Genomic DNA, 17275 nt, shown 5'->3' with positions numbered 1-17275 from the left:
CACGTCTCGCGAGCACGGCGGACGGCGCGGGGCGAGGGGACTTCGGCCGTGCCTTGTGCGCGGAGTGGACAAAGCTGCGTACCGCGGGGGACATGGGCAGGTTGCTGCTGCTCGCCGTCGCGCTGACCGTGGCCGTCGGCTGCGGCACCGCCAAGGCCGTGAAGTGCCCGGACGCGGGGTGCGGCCAGGACGCCGTCAAGCTCGCTCTGACCGGCGTCACCGTCGGGCAGGCGGTCGTCGCCGTCCTCGCCGTGGTGGCCGTCAGCGGCGAGTACGGCACCGGGATGATGCGCACCACGCTCACCGCGATGCCGAACCGGATCACCGTGCTCACCGCCAAGGCGACGATCCTCACCACGGTCGTCCTCGCCTCCGGGACGGCCGCCGTTCTGGCCTCCCTTCTCGCCGGCCGCTACATCCTGCCGGGCAACGGATTCACCGAGGCGCACGACTACGCGCCGCTCTCCCTGGCCGATGGCCCGACCTTGCGCGCGGCCGTGGGCTCGGTCCTCTACCTCGTTCTGATCGCCCTGCTCGGCCTCGGCGTGGCGACGGCGGTACGGGAGGCGGCGACCGCCATCGGGATCGTGCTCGGGCTGCTCTACCTCTTCCCGGTCGTCACCCATGTGGTCAACGACCCGGCATGGCGGCGTCACCTTCAGCAGATCTCGCCCATGACCGCCGGACTCGCGGTCCAAGCCACCGTGCATGCGCACGAGTTGCCCATCGGCCCATGGGCCGGCCTGGGCGTGCTCGCGGCGTGGGCCGCGGCCGCGTTGCTGCTCGGCGGCCTGCTGCTGCTCAGGCGCGACGCGTAGCCGACCCGAGCTGTCCGTGTGCACGGTGGCTTCGGGCCCCTGCCCGGCCCGGCGCCTCACCCGGTCAGCGATGCGGCCGACCGGGAGCGACGCCGGGCGGGCGGGTCTTCGGGTTGCCGACCCGGAGACCCGGCGTCCGCCGCCGGTCGGGCGGCTTGCGCTCCGGGCACGGTGCGCGGGCCGGGTGTCACGAACGGGACGCATAGGCGGCCATGAACATGTCCAGAAGCCCGTCGATGGCGGCCTCGTCGATGGGGCGGTCGGACACGAGCGCACGGTAATAGAGGGTGCCGCACAGCACTTCGGCGGCGAAGGTGAGGTCGGCGTGCGGGGACAGTTCGCCGGTGTGCTGTGCACGCGTGATGCGTTGCAGGGTGCTGGTCTCGACGGAGGTCAGGAAGCGTTCGTGGATGGTCGCGCGCAGGCCGGCATCGGCCTGCGCTTCGGCGATCAGGGCCCGGTAGACGGGGCCGATCGGCGGGGTGCTCAGCGCGCCGGACGAGCGGATGAACTGTTCGCGCAGGTCTGCCCGGATGTCGCCGGTGTCGCGGTAGTCCAGGTCGCTGGTCCAGACGTGGCTCAGGGCGTCGAGCAGGAGTGCGGGCAGGGACGGCCAGCGGCGGTAGATCGTGTGTTTGCCGACGCCGGCCCGCTGCGCCACCGCCTTGATGTTCAGCCCCGCGTAACCGACCTCGACTGCCAGGTCGAGGGTGACCTGCAGGATTTCCTCGGTGCGCGCGGCGCCTCTGCGGCGCGGGGCGGGGGAGGGCTCGGTCATGCCCGCCATCGTATCGGCACCCCTGGTGCCGTTGACAGCCCCGACGGGTGCTGACATTCTTCCGGTCGGAACGGCACGCAGGGTGCCGTTAGATTCTGGTGGTGGCCCCGCGCCTCTCCCATGCCGCCCGTGGCCGGTTCGGGGTCTTGGTGCTGCGCAACGGCGGCGACGGAACCAGCGCCGCCACCGCGCACTGCCTCACCCGCCGGTACCGCAGACTCCGCGAAGCCATGAGGGGAACCGCCTTGAAGATCACCACGTCAACCGTCTCGCTCACCGTCGACGACGTCGCCACGTCCCAGCGGTTCTTCACCACCCACCTCGGCTACACCGAGCAGGCCGCCGCCGACGGCTTCGCCTCCCTGGCCCGCGACGACGCGGTGGACGTCGTCCTGCTCGCCCGCGGAACGCAGGTGCTGCCGGCCGACCAGCGCGATCAGCACGCCCGCGGCCTGATCCTCGCCTTCACGCTCGCCGACGGCATCGAGGGCGAGGAGCGGCGGCTGCGTGACGCCGGTGTCGAGATCACCATGCCGCTGCGTGCGGAGCCCTGGGGCGAGCGTCTCTTCCAGATCACCGACCCCAACGGTGTGATCATCCAGTTCGTCGAATGGACCGCCGCGCCCGGCCCCGAGAACACCTGACGACCCATCATGTCAGGCCGGGCCCCGGTCCCGCGGCGGAGCACGCGGCCCGGGCCGGCGCAAGGCCATCCCGCACCATGGCAGAGGAACGCACTTGTCGCCTGATCCCACCACCCTTCACCCACTGCCCGACCACCACCGCGTGGTGTTCCTGCAACCGCTGGTCACCGCGCCGTAGGCGCATACACGTACTACGACGACCCGGACGGCGCCACGGACTTCGAGCACCGCAACGTCCTCTACGCCTACGGGCCGGAGCGCTTGATCATCGGCCGGTACTGCGCGATCGCCGCGGGAACCCGGTTCCTGATGGCCGGTGCGGAGCATCCGACGATGGGGGCGTCGACCTACCCGTTCACCATGTTCGGCGGCCGCTGGGCCGAACGGACCCTGGACATCGTCACCGCCATGCCCAGCCGCGGCGACACCATCGTCGGCAACGACGTCTGGTTCGGCCACCAGGCGACCGTCATGCCCGGAGTGCGCATCGGCGACGGCGCCATCATCGCGGCCGGCGCGACGGTCACCGCCGATGTCCCGCCCTACACGATCGTCGGCGGCAACCCGGCCGGACGCATCCGGCAGCGCTTCGACGACGCCGACACCGCCAGGCTGCTGCGCGCCGCGTGGTGGGACTGGCCCGCCGACCTGGTCACCGAGCACGCCCACACCATCATGGCCGGGACCCCGGCCGCCATCGAACGCATCGCCGCCGAGCACCACGGGGGGAAGCCGCTGTGACACAGGTGTCCATCGAGGAACACGCCGTGGCGGACCGCTCGGCCGGCCCCTACTCCGTCACCACCGGGCCTGACGGCGCCCTGTGGTTCACCCTCGTCCACAGCGGGCGGATCGGCCGGCTCGTCCCCGGCGAGGAACCGACGAGCCACCGGCTCGATCCCGCCTGCGGGCCGACCGTCATCACACCGGGCCCCGACGGCGCGCTGTGGTTCACCGAATACCAGGCGGGCCGGATCGGACGGATCACCACCGACGGCGTCATCGACGCATTCGACCTGCCCACTGCGAACGGCGGGCCCTTCGGCATCGCGGCCGGCCCCGACGGCGCGCTGTGGTTCACCGAGACCGCCGCCGACCGCATCGGCCGCATCACCGTCGACGGCCGCGTCACCGCCTTCCCGCTCCCCGTCACCGACGCGTTCCCCTCAGCCCTCACCGCCGGTGGCGACGACGGCATGTGGTTCACCCTCAACCAGGCGAACGCCATCGGCCGGATCGGCATGGACGGCGCGGTCACCCTCCACACCCTGCCCACGCCGGAGGCAGCACCCGTGGGGATCGCCGCAGGCCGGGACGGAGCGCTGTGGTTCACCGAGATCGCCGCCGGGCAGATCGGCCGGATCGCACACGCCGGACAGATCACCGAGTTCCCGCTGCCCGACCGCACCGCCCGACCGCACGCCGTCACCGTCGACGGCGACGGCACCGCCTGGTTCACCGAATGGGCCACCAACCGCGTCGGCGCGATCACCCCCGAGGGCTCCCTCACCGTCCACGACCTGCCCACCCCACACAGCGAACCGCACGGCATCGCCCCCGGCCCCGACGGCGCCCTGTGGACCGCACTGGAGATCGGCGCACTCGCCCGCATCACCCCCACGATCCGCCCCGCATGACCAAGCATCACCTCACCCACTGCAAGTAAAAGCGGTCACCCCTACGGCGACCGCGGAAGAAGGCCTCATGAAATACGCTCTCGTGATCTTCGAGACGGACGCGTCACGCCGACTGATCCAGACCGACCGAGCCGCATACCGCGGGCAGTACGAGGCCTGGATCGGCCGCCTCGCCGCAACAGGGAAGCTGGTCGGCGGCGAGGCCCTGCAGACCGAACACACCCGTCCCGCGACGGTGCGCACAGCGGCCGACGGGACAACACAAGTGACCGACGGGCCCGCGCAGGGCGGCGAAGAGACCCTGGGCGGCTGGTTCATCATCGACGTATCCAACCCGGAAGAGGCCGTCGAGCTGGCCAGAACTCTCCCCACCCCGGAGACGATCGAGATCCGCCCGATCCTCGAATCCGCCTGACGAGGCCCCAGGCGCCGACGCTTGGAACAGATACCGTGTCGCGCGCGAGCGGCTCAGCGGCTCAATGGCTAAACGGCCCAGCGGCTCAACGGCCCAAGGGCTCAATGGCCCAGCGGCTCAATGGCCCAGCGGCTCAATGGCCCAGCGGCCGGGGGCCGCCGATCCGCATTCAGTCGCACGCCGATGGGCGCATCAGGGTGGGACTCGGGGAGATATCGGGGATCACCCCATGGTGCGGCGTCTCCCCGGCAGCGAACGATCAGGGCATGATCTCTCACCGACGCCGTACGCGCGGCCGGCTGCCTCGCCTCCTCGCCCCCGCACTGTGGGCGGCCGTCGCCGCTGGCGGCAGGCGCAGCGGTGTGGGCACCGTCGGACACCGACCCCGGGCTGAGCCCGTTCTCACTGACCGTCAGCGACTTCGCCGCGCTCGACCGGGGCGGCCTGATCGAGACCAGCATGGCGTTCCTCGGGGTGATGTCCCTCGTCCTGCTGGCCGTGGCGAGGAGATGGCTGACACCCGTGCGCGGTCTGCCCTCCGCGCTGCTGGCGGCGTGGGGCGCGGGCCTGGTGATCGCCGCCGTGGTACCGACCGACCCGCTGACCACACACCTGAGCGGATCGGCCTATGTGCACCGCTACGCCTCCATCATGGCGTTCCTCGCGCTGCCGCTGACCGGACTCGTCCTGGCCCGGCGGCTCGCCGCTGCCCCCGACGCGCGACGAACGGTCCGTTGGCTGCGTCTGCTGTCCGGGGCCGCGCTCGCGGGGGCCGTCGTGATGGCCCTCTCCGCGGGACCGGGCCACCGGGAACTGATCGGACTGGTGGAGCGCGTGCTGCTGGGCAGCGAGGTGGTCCTCCTCGGTGTCCTCGGCCACTACGTGCAAAAGCACCTACCACGGCGCCCAGGATTCGCGCGCCCGGCCGATGTGTTCGCGGGGCGTCCGGGACATGGTTTCGAGACCAGCGGAGCGCAGTCGACGCGCTGAGACCGAAGCTCCGTGTCGCCCACCCACCACAGATCCCCGCGTCCGATAAAGCACGCCTGCTTCGGCAACTGAACCGTATGCTCGCCAAGTTCAATCACTCACACACATCCACCTCGGATGCGAAACCCTGCGGAGAATGAAGCGACTGTGAGACGCATACGACTTGCCCTGGCGGCCGTGGTGACCGCCGTCATCGCCGTGATGACACTGGCCACGCCGTCGACGGCAGCCGACGTGGCAGTGCCACCTTCCTCGGCCGGACAGCGCTGGGCGTTGAAGGTCAACGGCTATTACGTGACGGTCAAGGCCGGGGAAGGCGGCGACGAGAAGCTCCGGGCCAACCCTGACGCCACGCTCCCGAAGGGGTGGGAGCTGTTCACCCTGCACACCGACTACGTCAAGGGTGCGAACGACCCGTACGGGTCCACCGTCAGCCTTCGCTCCGAGGCCACCGGGAGGTACGTCACCGCGGAGGACGAGGCCAGCGGAGACCTGCTGCGTACCCGGGGCGAGGCCACCGGCGCGTGGGAGCGTTTCACGCTGCGGCCGCTGGCGGGCGGCACGTTCGGCCTGCTCGCCCACAACGGTAAGTATGTGAAAGCGGAGCTCGGTACCTACGAAGACTACGGACTGCTGCGCGCCCGCACCGATCCCTCCGAACTCGGCTCCTGGGAACGGTTCACTCTCGAGCCAGTCGGCCCTCAGGGCAGCGAAGCGGACAAACTTCCTGCCCCCTCCAAGCCCGCGTCGCGCTCGCAGGATGTCGTCTCCTGGAACATCTGCGCCAACAACAACCCGTCGGACGACTGCAAGCTCAAGTACGCTCCGCCCGCCACAGTCGCCGGCAAGGTGTCCTCCGCCCTCCACTCCGCGCTGGGCAGCAAGCGCCCTGACGCCATCTTCTTCCAGGAGATCTGCGAGAAGATGGCGAAGCCCCTGGAGCTCGAACTGGAGAAGTGGGCCGGCCCGCTGGACGTGCGGTTCATGCCGACCTACTACAAGGTGGCCACCGGGACCGACGGCAGGGTGATCCAGGCGCAGAAGACCTGCGAGGACGGATCCGACCAGGCGGACCGGGGATCCTTCGGAATCGCTCTCGCCGTCCCGGACAGCAACACGTGGTACATGGGTACGGTGCTGCCCTCGCCGGACAAGCCGGACGAGAAGAAGAAGGAGCAGCGGCCGATGCTCTGCGCCGCCGTTCCGGACGAGGGCACCACCTTCTGCAACGCCCATTTCAGCAGCGGCCCTTACACCGACGCCAACGGCAATCCGGCCGGGGACGACACCGACCCTGGAAATCTCGTCCGGCCGAAGCAGGCTGACGCCATGCGCGCGCAGACGGTCAAGTTCGCAGCCGCGGGCTACACCACGTACTTCGGTGGCGACCTCAACACCACCACGAAAGACGTCTCCTACCTTTCAAGCCTCTACAACGGCTACCAGGAGTGCGGTCAGCAGACGCCTGCCTCCCCGCACACGGGCGATCCCACCGACGGCAACAACAAGATCGACTACCTGTTCGGTCCGCAGAACCTCACGTACGCCTGCAGCGTCACCGACGGCGGACTGTCCGACCACAGATTGATCCAGCTCTCCACCTCCTGACGCCCTTCCCGGCGACCCGTCCCACCCCCGGAACAGGGCCTGTCGCGGAAGGGGGAGTGATCGGACTGGATGTGGCCCGCGGCAGGTAGCGCTTCTTGTCAGCGACTTGAGGGCCGCTGCCCGCGGGGACCGTCGGCTGCCATCGGGAGGCTGCGCAGTGTCAGTGCGGCCGGCGGGGGCAGTGGTTTGTCGGCCGTGTCGGTGCGGAACGACTGGAGCAGATAGGCCACCAGGCGCCGGGACGCTGCACCGTCATCCGGTAGGGCGGCCACCAGACCGCAGTGTGCCAACAGGATGACGGCGAGGTCCGAAGGGTGAAAATCGGCGCGTAGCGCGCCCGACGCCTGGGCCCTGCGTACCAAAGTCGTGAAGTCCCGCTCGGCTCGTTGCCGGGACTGGGCGTGTTCCGACGTGGTTTCCGGGAAGGCCGCGACGAACGCGGCGGGGAACCCGCGTTCCTCCCGTTGCAGGGCGCAGATCGTCTCGACCAGCCGCTGGAAGCCCTGCCACGGGTCGGGGGCGGCCAGAGCCTCCGTGAGCGCCCGCGCGCAGGTCTCCATCTGCTGGGCGAAGGCACCTCGCACCAGGGCGTCCCGGGTCGGGAAATGCCGGTACAGCGTCGCCACGCCGACCCCGGCCCGGCGGGCCACGGTCGCCATCGGGGCGTTGATTCCGTGCTCCGCGAAGACCGCACGGGCGGCGACGAGGAGGCGCTCCCGGTTGCGCCGGGCATCCGCGCGCATCTCGTCCCGAGCTGTGTTCCGGGCATCCGCCCGCACCTCGTCCCGCGCTGTGTTCCGAGAGGATTCCACCATCACTGTCTCTCGCTTCCGGTCCAAGTGGACGATTGCGTCCGCTTACGAGCTTACGGTCGATGCCAGATCCCCGAACGGCCCCGGCGGCAAAGGCAGAACGATGAACGACCGCATGATGAAGGCAGTGCTCTACGACCGCTATGGCGGCCCCGAGGTGCTCTACACGAGCCGCGTGCCACGCCCCGAGCCGGCCCCCGGCGAGGTCCTTGTGAAGGTGCGCGCGTTCAGCGTCAACGGCGGCGAACTGGCAGCCCGCGCCGGCCGTCTCCGCCTGCTGAGCGGCCGGACATTCCCCAAGCGCGTCGGCTTGGACTTCACCGGCGAGGTCGCCGCAGCGGGTGCCGGAGTCACACGGTTAGCGCCCGGTGACCGCGTATGGGGGGTCCTCGGCCGCACCGCCGGGTTCGGCAGCGCCGCCGAGTACGTGACCGTGCCCGCCGAGCGGATGGGCCGGCTCCCGGACGGCCTTGACCTGGTGGACGCCGCCGCGCTGCCGGTGGCCACCACAGCCATCACCGCGCTGCGGGACAAAGCCGGGCTGCGCCCCGGCGAACGACTCCTCGTCCGGGGCGCGGCGGGCGGTGTCGGCAACGCCGCCGTCCAGCTCGGACAGGCGTACGGCGCCGAGGTCACGGCCCTGGCCCGTGCGGCCAACCTCGACTTCGTCCGCGGGCTCGGCGCGCACAAGGCGATCGACCACCGGACCGTGCAGCCGGCGGAACTGGGCCGCTTCGATGTGGTCCTGGACACCGCGGGCACCGACCTGCGGGCCTTCCGGCGCCTCCTGAATCCGGGCGGGCGCATGGTCACCATCGCCTTCGACCTGAAACGGCCCGCGGCCTCGCTCGGCTACCTCGCGGCCAGCACGGTCCACGGACCCGGCCGGGTCCGCTTCTTCAGCGGCAATCCCACGCGGGCGGACTTCGACGACCTCGCCCGCCATGTGGTGCAGGGCAAGTTGAGCCCCGCGGTGGACACGGTCTTTCCCCTGGAGGAGACAGCAGCGGCACACCGGGCGCTGGAGGCGGGCGGCGTCCAGGGCAAGTACGTGGTCAGGGTCGCGTAGGGCGTCGGCGAAGGCGCTGACCCAGGAAGGCGGCGGTGGTGTGCGATGAGGCGGGAGGATGCTTCGGCTGTCGGCGGCACCGTTTCTCAGGGCCTGCGCCCGCTGAGGGTGCTTGCCCGTTGAGGGTGCTTGTCACCCCTGCGCTGTGAGGGCGTGCTCGAGCGTCGGTTCCGGGTGGAGCCGCTCGGTCAGGCGGGTCATCCGCATCAGCCGTAGCGTGAGGGGGTGGGGGCAGATCAGGAGCCAGGTGCCGTTCCGTTCCAGCACGCGTCGTTGTGCTCGGCACAGCAGGTCCAGGCCGGCGCAGTCCAGGAACTGTATGGGGGTGAGGTCGACGATGAGCTTGATGCCGTGCTGGGCGGTGATTTCGTCGAGGAGGGCGGCTGACTCGATGGCGGCGCTGATGTCGATCTCACCGTGCAGTTCGAGTACGAGGTGTCCGTACCTTGTGTACTGCCGGACGAATCCTGGCCTCAATGACTCCGGCATGTGCATTTATGCGACTCCAGCTCGGGGCGAGGGAGGGTGCGCTGCGCCGGGGGCCAGGGCGAGGAGTGCTGGTCAGACTATAGCCAACGCCCCTCGCGTGACGGCTTTTCCGGCACCCCGGTCCTTTTGTGTGGACCTCAGTTCATCCACTTGACATATGCCAATGTCCCGGATCCCTGCATGCCACTCGCGCGTCACGCCCTCTGGAAGAACTCCACCTCCGCGAGAGCGATGTGGCGACCGGGCGCCAGCCCCGCCGGAGCGTTCAGGGTGAGCCGGATCGTCGTGACGTCGCTGATGCCCATCTGGATGGTCTGCGGTCCCGGTTTGTCACTGAGCGAGATCTCCTTGTGCCGGACCTCACCGTCCTTCGACGTCACCTCGGCGTCGATCCGCAGCGCGCGCGCCTCACGCGCGTACTCTTCGGCGGACTTCGAGGCGCCGTTGGTGATGATCAGGTCCACCAGACGGAACGGCCGGCCGAAGGTGTACGTGACGGAGGCGCCGGAGCCGGGCACCGCCCAGTACCGGTTGCTCAGCCCGTCGACGCTGTCGCCTGCCGGATGCCCGGCCAGCTGGGCGGTAGCCGTGACGCGCGACGGGGTCACCGCCTTCGCCTTGCCGAGCTTGTCGCGGGTGTCCTCGATCAGGTGCCGTCCGGAGGGGAGCAGCAGGAGACCGCCTGCGCACAGGGCCAGCACCACGGCGAGCACGACCAGCGCCCGTGTCAGCCGGCCGGACCCCGCCCGGGTGCGCCGCGGTCGCAGCGGCCACATCGCCCGCCACCACGGCAGGGGTACGGCCGCGGTGGCCGGGGCCAGCGGCGTCGCGCACCGTCGGCAGAACCTGCGGCCCGGAGGGTTGGGCGTTCCGCAGGCGGGGCACGGCACGCCTGTCGTGTCCTCCTGTGCCGGGACGGTCCGTACGACGGGGCGCGGGGTGACGGCCCTGGCAGGCCGCACGGGCTGGGGTTCGGCGGGCCGCTGCGCGGCGGGAGGCGCTGGCGGGGCGGGTGACGGTGCGGCGCTTGGCGGTGCGGCAGTTGACGGGGCGTCAGGTGGCGGTGGGGTGCGCGGCACCGGCGGTACCGCCGGGCCCGCGGCGGAGTCGGTGTCGGTTGCGCCGGTGGAGGCCTCCGGCACCGGCGGCCGTGCCGGTGCGGCGGCCCGGGAGGTGTCCGTCGCCGGAGTGGTGCCGGGGGTGGTCTCCGCCGCATGCGGGCGCTTTCGTGCCGTGCCCCGCAGGCGCAGGCCGCCTCGTCGGCGCGGGGCCGCGTCCGGAGCCGGGGCCCCGGCTGTGGGATCCGCCGCGGGCGGCGGGGCCGGTCGGGCGGGGGCCTCAGCCGCCGAAGCCGGCGGTGGACCCGGCGCTTCGGTCCGCGCGCCGCCCGCCGGTCCCGGGGGCGCGGCGGGCGCGGGCGGTGTCGCGGGCGCGGCCTGCGACGGGCCGTCCGGGAGCCCCCGGTGTGCGGCGGGCGGCGCGGCCGGTTCCGTCTCCGGGGCGGTGGCCGGTGACGCGGCCGGGGCGGTGGCCGGTGACGCGGCCGGATCGGGGACCGGCTCCGCCGACCGCCGGGCCGAGCGGCCCGCCGCCTCGTTCGACCAGCCCAGGTAGTTGCCGCAGTTGCCGCAGAAGTCGTCCGTGTCCTCGTTGGACGCCCCGCAGGCAGGGCACTCGCGCATGACTCACCTTCCGTCGTCTGCGGGCGGTCCCGGCAGGACCTCCACCCGCCAGGCCGTGTGCACCGGGCACAGGTCCCGGACGAGTTCGCGGACCCGGTCCGCGTCGACGTCCGGCGTCCGGTCCGGCCAGACCCGGATCAGGACCTCGGCCGCCGGAGCGGGCGGAAGTGCGGCGCCCGCCGTGCGGGACCAGGCCGCCGCGCCGCCCCCCACCACGTCCGCGCCCACGCCGAGCACGAGGCGCAGGGCCTCGGCCAGGCCACCCGCGGTGCCGCGCCTGCGGTGCAGTTCCATGGCCCGGACCGTGGCAGCGCGGCGCAGTTCGAGGGGACGGCGCGGGTCGTCGGCGCCGCCCACCCACGAGGCGAGCCAGGCCAGGAAGTCCTCGGGCGTCACCCGGGGATCGAGGTAGGCGGGCAGATTGTCGAGCGTGGCGAACACCGGCGCCAGGACCGTGTCGAGCCCGGACGTGAACCGCTGGGCGAAGTCGTCCTCCGCGTAGAGGGCGGGCAGTTGCTCACCGATGGGGTAACGGCTGGGCAGGCCGGGGACGGCGGCGCGGCTCATCCGCGGGCCTCCGCGTCCGCCGGGGTGACGACCACCTGGTGCTGGTAGGAGAAGACGAGGGTGCCCGCGCCGATGTCGATGCGGTCGGACGGGGTGCCGCGCCGTCCGGTGACCGGGTCGGCGGCGAACAGCCGGATGTCCTCCACCAGCACGTCGCCGACCGCCCGTTGCAGCACCCCGAACACCTCCCCGTACTGCACCGGCCGCCCGAACGGCCAGCCCGTGCCGTCGAGTCCGCCGCTCAGGGGGTTGAGGTGGCGGAACAGCGCCGCGAGCGCCGCCTCCCGGATCCGGTCGGTGTCGCCGCCGGGTGCGGTGAGCCGGGCCACGACGGTGACGCCCTGATAGACGGGCGGCTCCACGACGAGCCGGGTTCCGATCAGCCGCCGCTGGTCGAGGGCCTCGGTGACGGTGGCGAGGACCTGGTCGGAGGGGATCAGCTGCTCGAAGCGCAGCCGGTCGTCGCCCTCGTCGGCGACCGCGTCCGGCACCACGAGGACACGCACCGCTCCGGGTTCCTCCGCGGCGGGCAGACAGCGCACCCTGCGCACCGAGGGCGCCGCCTGGCGGGCGATGATCTCGTGGTCCTCGGCGGTCACCGCGCGTTCCTGCATCCGCAGGGCCTGCGGGGCGCGCAGTTTGGCGTTGGCGACGGATTCACCGGCGACGCCGCCGTGCGCCGCCTCCCGGTTGCCGACCCGTGCCACGTACGGGACGGAACTGCGCAGCACGTTGATCGCTCCACGCGCGACATTGCCGGCCGGACCGCCGCCGGTCCGGTAGCGGGCGACCCGCACCAGGGCTCCTTTGGGCGGTACGGCGCCGCAGGAGCGCAGCGTTCCGTCGGCCTCGCGCAACACCGGGGGGAACGTGAACTCCCCGGTGGAGGCGTTGACTTGTACGTGCCGGTCGGTGGGTCCCGAGCGTCCGAAGTGGTCCACGACGTCCCAGCGCAGCCACCCTTCGGGCGAGGACACCTCCACCACCGGCGGTTCCCCGTCGAGCAGCACCGGCGGGCGGTCGAGGCGGAACGACTGTCCCGCGACGCCCTCCGACTCGCCCAGCGGCACGTCGGTCACCGTCTCCGCGTGCTCCGCGCGCACCGTGCCGCCGATCGTGAAGACGGCGGCCTCGCGCACGGTGGGCGTCTCGGAGTAGAACGGCTGGCCCGGTTCCGGTTCGACGACCCGGCAGCGCAGCCAGCCCGCCCGGGTGCCGCCGATCACCGAGGCGGTGTGCCCCGCGGGGACGTGCACGATGACCTCGCCGGGGCGGTTGAGCCCGCCGGTGGAGTCCTCGCCCGTCTCGCACCGCCGCCAGCGCGCCCCGTCCCACGCCTCCCACACCAGCGGAGGCTGCCTCGGGTCGACGCCGACGCCCTCGACGCGGCTGTCCAGGCGTACGGCGACGATGCAGCGCGGCACCGCTGTCGGCAGCCCGAACAGCAGGGCGTCGCCCGGTTCGGGGACCGCCTGGAAGCACGGCACGTCGCGTCCCTCGGTGAGCGCGCGGGTCCTGTCGGTCTGGTCCCCGCTGCGCGGTGCGGTGACCAGGCGCGTCAACTCGCTCGGCACGATGTCCAGTTCGCCGGTGGTGGCGAACACTACGGCGTCCTCGTCGTCACCCGCGACCGTGGTCACCTCGGTGCCCGCGGACAGCGTCACCGTCTCCGGCTGCGGCGCGGACAGCCAGAAGTCGACCTCCGCGCCCGCGGCCGCCGGCGGGAACAGCTGGATGCCCAGCAGGTCGAGGAAGGCGAGGTAGTTCTTGTCCGGGACCCGGTTGAGCCGGTACAGCAGCTGGTCCACGAGGTAGGCGAACGTCTCGATCAGGGTGACGCCCGGGTCCGACACGTTGTGGTCGGTCCACTCGGGCGCGCGCTGCTGCACGTACCGCTTCGCTTCGTCGACGAGCTGCTGGAACCGTCGGTCGTCCAGATTGGGGGAGGGCAGGGCCATCAGTTGCCGACCGCTTCCTCGGTCCCCTCCTCCGAGGGGATCGTGTAGAAGGGAAAGACCAGGTTGCGCCGGTCGTTGGTGGTCCGGACGGTGAAGTGCACGTCGATGTACAAGGTGCCCGCGTCCACCGAGTCGAAGGCGACGACGACGTCGTCCACGGTGATCCGCGGCTCCCACCGCTCCAGCGCCTCGCGCACCTGCTGCGCGACCCGCCCCGCCGTGGCGCCGTCGCCCGGGGCGAAGACGTAGTCGTGGATGCCGCAGCCGAACTCGGGGCGCATCGGCCGCTCGCCCGGCGCCGTGCCGAGGACGAGGCGGATGGCCTCCTCGATCTCCCGGCCCCGCTCCACCATGGCGATGCCCCCGGTGGGCCCGACCCGCAGCGGGAACGCCCAGCCGCGCCCGATGAACCGCTCGCTCACATCGGCCCCCCGATCTGCACGGTCAGCGCGCCCGGCAATATCTGCGCGCCGCACGCCGTCTTGTCGTTCATCCGCGCGGCGGGCACCCCGCCGATGAGGACGGCGTCCCGGGCGAGGGCCGCCGGGTTCGGCACGATCACGTTCCCCGGGCCGAGCGCCGCGTGCGGCACGATCGGGCAGACGTGCAGGCTGCCCACGACGGCGGCCGGACGACCCTCGATCTCCACGGTCAGCACGGCGGCGGCGGACATGGGCGGCGGGGTGGTGATCCGGCCCCCGTGGTTGGTGGGGTCTCCGGTACGGGCTGCTGCGGGCATGGACGCTCCTGATGGGGGAGGGGTGGGCCTGGGGGTTAATTGATCTTGACGAGGCGTGCCTTGAGGATGCCGAGGAGTCCGCCGTCGACGGAGGCCTCCGTCCGTCCGGTGATCCCGACCTTGCGGCCGGTGACGTTCACCGAGGACTGGCCGTCGACGTTCACCCGCCGCCCCTTGATGTTCACCTCGCCCCTTCCCGCGTCGAGCGTGATGCCGTCCTTGTCCATGACGAGGGAGCTCGCGACCTGCTTGGCACCCCGGTACACGGTCACCTCGATCCGGTCCTCGCGGTCGTCGAGGCGTACTTCCAGGCGCTTGTCGCCGGTCAGCAGACGCAGCCCCGAAGGACCCGGTGCCGGAGCGTCGAGGAGCTCGACCCGGTGCCCCGAACGCGACACGACGGAACGGCGGTTGACCTTCCCGCTCGTCTTGTCGACGAGCGGCACGTCGTGCGGCGACGGTTTGTCCACGCCGTTGTAGAGCCCGCCGATGACGTACGGACTGTCGAGCAGCCCCTGCTCGAACCCGACGAGCACCTCGTCGTTGACCTCGGGGCTGACCACGCCCCCGCCGCCCTTGCCGCCCCACTGCACCGTGCGCACCCAGTCGGAGACGTATGTGTCGTCCAGCCAAGGGAACTTGAGGCGCACCGCGCCCCGGTCCGAGCCGAGCGGCTCCTCGCGCACGTCCGTCACCACGCCGATCGCCAGACCCGGGACGCGCGGGCCGCGGCCGGGCGCGCCTGCGCCGGTGACGAGCCCGGTCAGCGAGCGGTCCGGGCTCGTGCTCACCCACACCGTGGTCCGGTACCCGCCGTGCGGTTCGAGGACGTGCTGCACCGCCGTCGCCGTGTAGCGCCCGGAGAACTCCTTGCCGACGTTGCCGAGCGCGATCGGCTTTCCGGCGCGCAGCATCGGGTTGCCCTCCACGACGGCCTCCAATTCTCCGTATCCGGAGGCCACTTGCTCTGCGGTGGCCCGGGCCACCGCCGTCGCCTCCGCCTGGGTGCGGTACGGCGTGTCGGTGACGGTGAGCTGCGTGGCCCTGCCGAACCGGTTCACGGCCGTCGGGCTCAGTCCCGGCACCACCGTGCCGCTCACCATCGACGCCTGCTCCGCGACCAGGGGCCGCTTCGTGGTGACGTCCCACCCCCGCACCTGCACCTTCGACGCCGCGTCGGCCGTCGTCAGGGCGGCGCGCAGCGCCAGCAGGTTGCGCCCGTACTCCAGGACCATCGGGTTCGTGGTCGCCGACGTCGACGGCGCGGGCGCCCCGGACGCCTTCACCGGCCGGGTGAACTGCAGCACGCCCTTGTCGTCCATCCGCACCAGCGCCCCGCTCTCCCCGGCCAGGTACTGCAGGAACTCCCAGTCGGAGACGTTGGCCTGGGAGAGCTGCTGGTGCGTGACGGCCGGCGCCTCCACCTTCCCGACGGCGAGCCCCGCCCCCGTCGCCACCTTGCGCACGATCGCGGCGGTCGTCATGTTGCGGTACGCCACCACTTTGCGGCCCCGCTGCAGACGGTGCGTCTTGGAGTACGCCCGGACGACGGTGAAGGTGCCGGTGCTGTCCCGGTCCAGTTCGAGGGCCGTCACCTCGCCGCTGAACAGCCGCTCGCGCGCCCGCCCCTTCACGGTCACCACCGAGACCCGTAGCACGGTGCCGATGGTGATCCCGGTCTCGCCGAGGAGTTCGTGGTCGGGGTCCCTGAAGGTGAGCACCGCCATGTCCGGCAGTCCCACGTTCTCGTCCACCACACAACTCACCAGCTGCGCGGCCCAGGCGGGTGGCAGTTCACCGGGTGCCTCGACGATGGGATCGGCCGCGAACGACCGCCCGTCACGCGCCTCGGATGTCGTCACGACTCCTCCTCGTCCCACGCGTCGCGCACGCCCGGCACCACCAGTTCGGTACCGGGAACGAGCGCCATGGGGTCGTCGATCCCATTGGCCTCCGCGATGGCCCGCCAGGCGGTGGCGTCCCCGTACTCGCGCCAGGCCAGCATCGCGAGGCTGTCGCCCGCCACGACCGTGTGCGTGCTGCGCGCGGTGCGCGCGCCCGACGTCGGGTTCTGGCCCGGCGGATCGACGCTCGCCTCCTCGATGGACAGCGAGCAGGTGGCACGCAGCGGCTTTCCGTCCACGTCGAACAGCGTGTACGACACCGAGAGGCTGGACATGACCCCGTCGAACGACGTGGTGCGCGCGGTGCCCCACTCGAACCGCACCCAGGGACTGGCCGGCTTCTTGCGGCCCAGGCTCGCCGGGGTCGGGACGCACGCCTTCATCAGCTTCTCCACCGCCTGCTCCACCGAGTCGTCGTGCTTGGCGGTGGCGTCCAGGAACACGTCGAGGCTCAGCGTGCGCGGCCCGCTGCCGACGAACTCGGGCAGCGCCGACTCGCCCGCCATCCGGGACGGCGTGCGCCGCCACTCGGTGGACTTGTTCAGCGACAGCGTCGACGGGTTGAACTGGAGGTCGAGCCGCGCGATCGTGCCGCCCGGCCGGGAACCGACGGAAGCCGGCGGCTCCTTCAGGGTGAGCTGGGCCCTGGCGCGGCTGGCGCGGCCCGCTGGGGACATGGCGTGCGGTTCCTTTCCGGAGGTTCTGTGGCATCCGTCGCGGGGCGGGTCAGGAAGGGGAGAGGCCCTCGTGGGCGATCTCCAGGGTCTCGACCGCAGGCGCCGAGTTGGCGGGGTCGAACGAGGGGCCCTGCCAGCGGACGGGGACGATGCCGTAGACCTGCCAGCTGATGATCCGGCTCAGGTCGGGCCGTAGGGCGACGATCTCGCCGTCCTTCGGCTCCACCCGGCGCAGCGTCTCGTCGAGCCAGCCGGCGATCTTCGCCGTGTCCTGGGTGACGGGCCGGGTGAGCGTGATGTTCGACCAGGTGACGCGGCCGGGCAGCTGCCAGGTGAAGCCGTTGTTGCCGCCCTCCGCATAGCTCTCCATCTCGACCTCGGCGCCCATGCCGGAGCAGGTGTGGAAGGCGCCCAGGTCGTTTCCGCCGATGGCGAGCCGGAAGAAGACGCTCGTCGCGAAGATGTTGTCAGCCATGCGTCCGTCCGTC

18 protein-coding genes and 1 pseudogene are annotated in these 17275 nt (G+C 71.7%); 8 read left to right on the top strand and 11 right to left on the bottom strand.

All coding sequences use genetic code 11. The features are described from left to right. Positions 1 to 92: 92 nt before the first annotated feature. Entirely contained in the window at positions 93 to 818 is a 726-nt protein-coding gene (locus C1N81_RS06170) for an ABC transporter permease (protein WP_394427585.1), read from the top strand. A 187-nt stretch (positions 819 to 1005) separates the two neighbouring features. Here C1N81_RS06170 and C1N81_RS06165 read toward each other — a convergent pair whose 3' ends face one another. Continuing rightward, entirely contained in the window at positions 1006 to 1596 is a 591-nt protein-coding gene (locus C1N81_RS06165; RefSeq protein ID WP_394427584.1) for a TetR/AcrR family transcriptional regulator, read from the bottom strand. Positions 1597 to 1841: 245 nt separating this feature from the next. On the opposite strand from C1N81_RS06165, the gene C1N81_RS06160 reads away from it, so the two are divergent. From C1N81_RS06160 to C1N81_RS06135, 6 genes and pseudogenes are all read left to right on the top strand, one after another. Next, positions 1842 to 2240, top strand: a complete 399-nt coding sequence (locus C1N81_RS06160; RefSeq protein WP_394437763.1) for a VOC family protein — start codon at positions 1842 to 1844, stop codon at positions 2238 to 2240. A 94-nt stretch (positions 2241 to 2334) separates the two neighbouring features. Beyond that, positions 2335 to 2981, top strand: a pseudogene (locus C1N81_RS06155) (CatB-related O-acetyltransferase). Further along, entirely contained in the window at positions 2978 to 3877 is a 900-nt protein-coding gene (locus C1N81_RS06150; protein ID WP_394427583.1) for a Vgb family protein, read from the top strand. The pseudogene C1N81_RS06155 and the gene C1N81_RS06150 overlap by 4 nt, the downstream one beginning before the upstream one ends. 67 nt (positions 3878 to 3944) lie before the next feature. Further along, positions 3945 to 4292, top strand: a complete 348-nt coding sequence (locus C1N81_RS06145; RefSeq protein WP_394427581.1) for a YciI family protein — start codon at positions 3945 to 3947, stop codon at positions 4290 to 4292. 360 nt (positions 4293 to 4652) lie between these two features. Continuing rightward, positions 4653 to 5282, top strand: a complete 630-nt coding sequence (locus C1N81_RS06140; RefSeq protein WP_394427580.1) for a DUF998 domain-containing protein — start codon at positions 4653 to 4655, stop codon at positions 5280 to 5282. Positions 5283 to 5429: 147 nt separating this feature from the next. Further along, positions 5430 to 6890: a fascin domain-containing protein gene (locus tag C1N81_RS06135; protein ID WP_394427579.1), complete on the top strand. Its 1461-nt coding sequence runs from the start codon at positions 5430 to 5432 to the stop codon at positions 6888 to 6890. A 98-nt stretch (positions 6891 to 6988) separates the two neighbouring features. On the opposite strand, the gene C1N81_RS06130 is transcribed toward C1N81_RS06135, so the two are convergent. After that, positions 6989 to 7633, bottom strand: a complete 645-nt coding sequence (locus C1N81_RS06130; protein ID WP_394427578.1) for a TetR/AcrR family transcriptional regulator — start codon at positions 7631 to 7633, stop codon at positions 6989 to 6991. Positions 7634 to 7805: 172 nt separating this feature from the next. Here C1N81_RS06130 and C1N81_RS06125 point away from each other — a divergent pair, with 172 nt between their 5' ends. Then, positions 7806 to 8771, top strand: coding sequence for an NAD(P)-dependent alcohol dehydrogenase (locus C1N81_RS06125; RefSeq protein ID WP_394427576.1), 966 nt, complete (start codon positions 7806 to 7808; stop codon positions 8769 to 8771). Positions 8772 to 8903: 132 nt separating this feature from the next. On the opposite strand, the gene C1N81_RS06120 is transcribed toward C1N81_RS06125, so the two are convergent. The 9 genes from C1N81_RS06120 to C1N81_RS06080 all read right to left on the bottom strand — a co-directional run bounded on the left by C1N81_RS06120 (position 8904) and on the right by C1N81_RS06080 (position 17262). Continuing rightward, complete coding sequence (locus C1N81_RS06120; RefSeq protein WP_394427575.1) at positions 8904 to 9260, bottom strand: STAS domain-containing protein; 357 nt, start codon at positions 9258 to 9260, stop codon at positions 8904 to 8906. 194 nt (positions 9261 to 9454) lie between these two features. Continuing rightward, on the bottom strand, positions 9455 to 10942 hold the full coding sequence (locus C1N81_RS06115; protein WP_394427574.1) for an NADase-type glycan-binding domain-containing protein: 1488 nt from the start codon (positions 10940 to 10942) through the stop codon (positions 9455 to 9457). 3 nt (positions 10943 to 10945) lie between these two features. Then, on the bottom strand, positions 10946 to 11509 hold the full coding sequence (locus C1N81_RS06110) for a phage tail protein (protein ID WP_394427572.1): 564 nt from the start codon (positions 11507 to 11509) through the stop codon (positions 10946 to 10948). Beyond that, positions 11506 to 13467 carry a putative baseplate assembly protein gene (locus tag C1N81_RS06105; RefSeq protein ID WP_394427571.1) on the bottom strand — a complete coding sequence of 654 codons (1962 nt, stop codon included), beginning with the start codon at positions 13465 to 13467 and terminating at the stop codon, positions 11506 to 11508. Before C1N81_RS06105 ends, C1N81_RS06110 begins: the two co-directional genes overlap by 4 nt. Further along, entirely contained in the window at positions 13467 to 13889 is a 423-nt protein-coding gene (locus tag C1N81_RS06100; protein WP_394427569.1) for a GPW/gp25 family protein, read from the bottom strand. Before C1N81_RS06100 ends, C1N81_RS06105 begins: the two co-directional genes overlap by 1 nt. Then, on the bottom strand, positions 13886 to 14206 hold the full coding sequence (locus tag C1N81_RS06095) for a PAAR domain-containing protein (protein ID WP_394427568.1): 321 nt from the start codon (positions 14204 to 14206) through the stop codon (positions 13886 to 13888). The genes C1N81_RS06100 and C1N81_RS06095 overlap by 4 nt, the downstream gene beginning before the upstream one ends. Positions 14207 to 14241: 35 nt before the next feature. Then, positions 14242 to 16068 (bottom strand): VgrG-related protein, encoded by a 1827-nt coding sequence (locus C1N81_RS06090; protein ID WP_394427566.1) that lies wholly within the window; start codon positions 16066 to 16068, stop codon positions 14242 to 14244. Beyond that, positions 16065 to 16787 (bottom strand): CIS tube protein, encoded by a 723-nt coding sequence (locus C1N81_RS06085; RefSeq protein WP_394427565.1) that lies wholly within the window; start codon positions 16785 to 16787, stop codon positions 16065 to 16067. The genes C1N81_RS06090 and C1N81_RS06085 overlap by 4 nt, the downstream gene beginning before the upstream one ends. 49 nt (positions 16788 to 16836) lie before the next feature. Further along, positions 16837 to 17262 carry a phage tail protein gene (locus C1N81_RS06080; RefSeq protein WP_394427563.1) on the bottom strand — a complete coding sequence of 142 codons (426 nt, stop codon included), beginning with the start codon at positions 17260 to 17262 and terminating at the stop codon, positions 16837 to 16839. Positions 17263 to 17275: the final 13 nt, after the last annotated feature.

The sequence above is a fragment of the Streptomyces sp. SGAir0957 genome (assembly GCF_043523415.1).
Note: the sequence above shows the minus strand (reverse complement) of the source record. Positions and strands in the feature narration are given on the sequence as shown.

Excerpts from the sequence above, each read along its gene's own strand:
- C1N81_RS06145 (WP_394427581.1), top strand. The coding sequence starts at position 3,945 with ATGAAATACGCTCTCGTGATCTTCGAGACGGACGCGTCACGCCGACTG.
- C1N81_RS06085 (WP_394427565.1), bottom strand. The coding sequence starts at position 16,787 with ATGTCCCCAGCGGGCCGCGCCAGCCGCGCCAGGGCCCAGCTCACCCTG.
- C1N81_RS06165 (WP_394427584.1), bottom strand. The coding sequence starts at position 1,596 with ATGACCGAGCCCTCCCCCGCCCCGCGCCGCAGAGGCGCCGCGCGCACC.
- C1N81_RS06125 (WP_394427576.1), top strand. The coding sequence starts at position 7,806 with ATGAACGACCGCATGATGAAGGCAGTGCTCTACGACCGCTATGGCGGC.
- C1N81_RS06110 (WP_394427572.1), bottom strand. The coding sequence starts at position 11,509 with ATGAGCCGCGCCGCCGTCCCCGGCCTGCCCAGCCGTTACCCCATCGGT.
- C1N81_RS06080 (WP_394427563.1), bottom strand. The coding sequence starts at position 17,262 with ATGGCTGACAACATCTTCGCGACGAGCGTCTTCTTCCGGCTCGCCATC.
- C1N81_RS06095 (WP_394427568.1), bottom strand. The coding sequence starts at position 14,206 with ATGCCCGCAGCAGCCCGTACCGGAGACCCCACCAACCACGGGGGCCGG.
- C1N81_RS06130 (WP_394427578.1), bottom strand. The coding sequence starts at position 7,633 with ATGCGCGCGGATGCCCGGCGCAACCGGGAGCGCCTCCTCGTCGCCGCC.
- C1N81_RS06115 (WP_394427574.1), bottom strand. The coding sequence starts at position 10,942 with ATGCGCGAGTGCCCTGCCTGCGGGGCGTCCAACGAGGACACGGACGAC.
- C1N81_RS06170 (WP_394427585.1), top strand. The coding sequence starts at position 93 with ATGGGCAGGTTGCTGCTGCTCGCCGTCGCGCTGACCGTGGCCGTCGGC.
- C1N81_RS06105 (WP_394427571.1), bottom strand. The coding sequence starts at position 13,467 with ATGGCCCTGCCCTCCCCCAATCTGGACGACCGACGGTTCCAGCAGCTC.
- C1N81_RS06120 (WP_394427575.1), bottom strand. The coding sequence starts at position 9,260 with ATGCCGGAGTCATTGAGGCCAGGATTCGTCCGGCAGTACACAAGGTAC.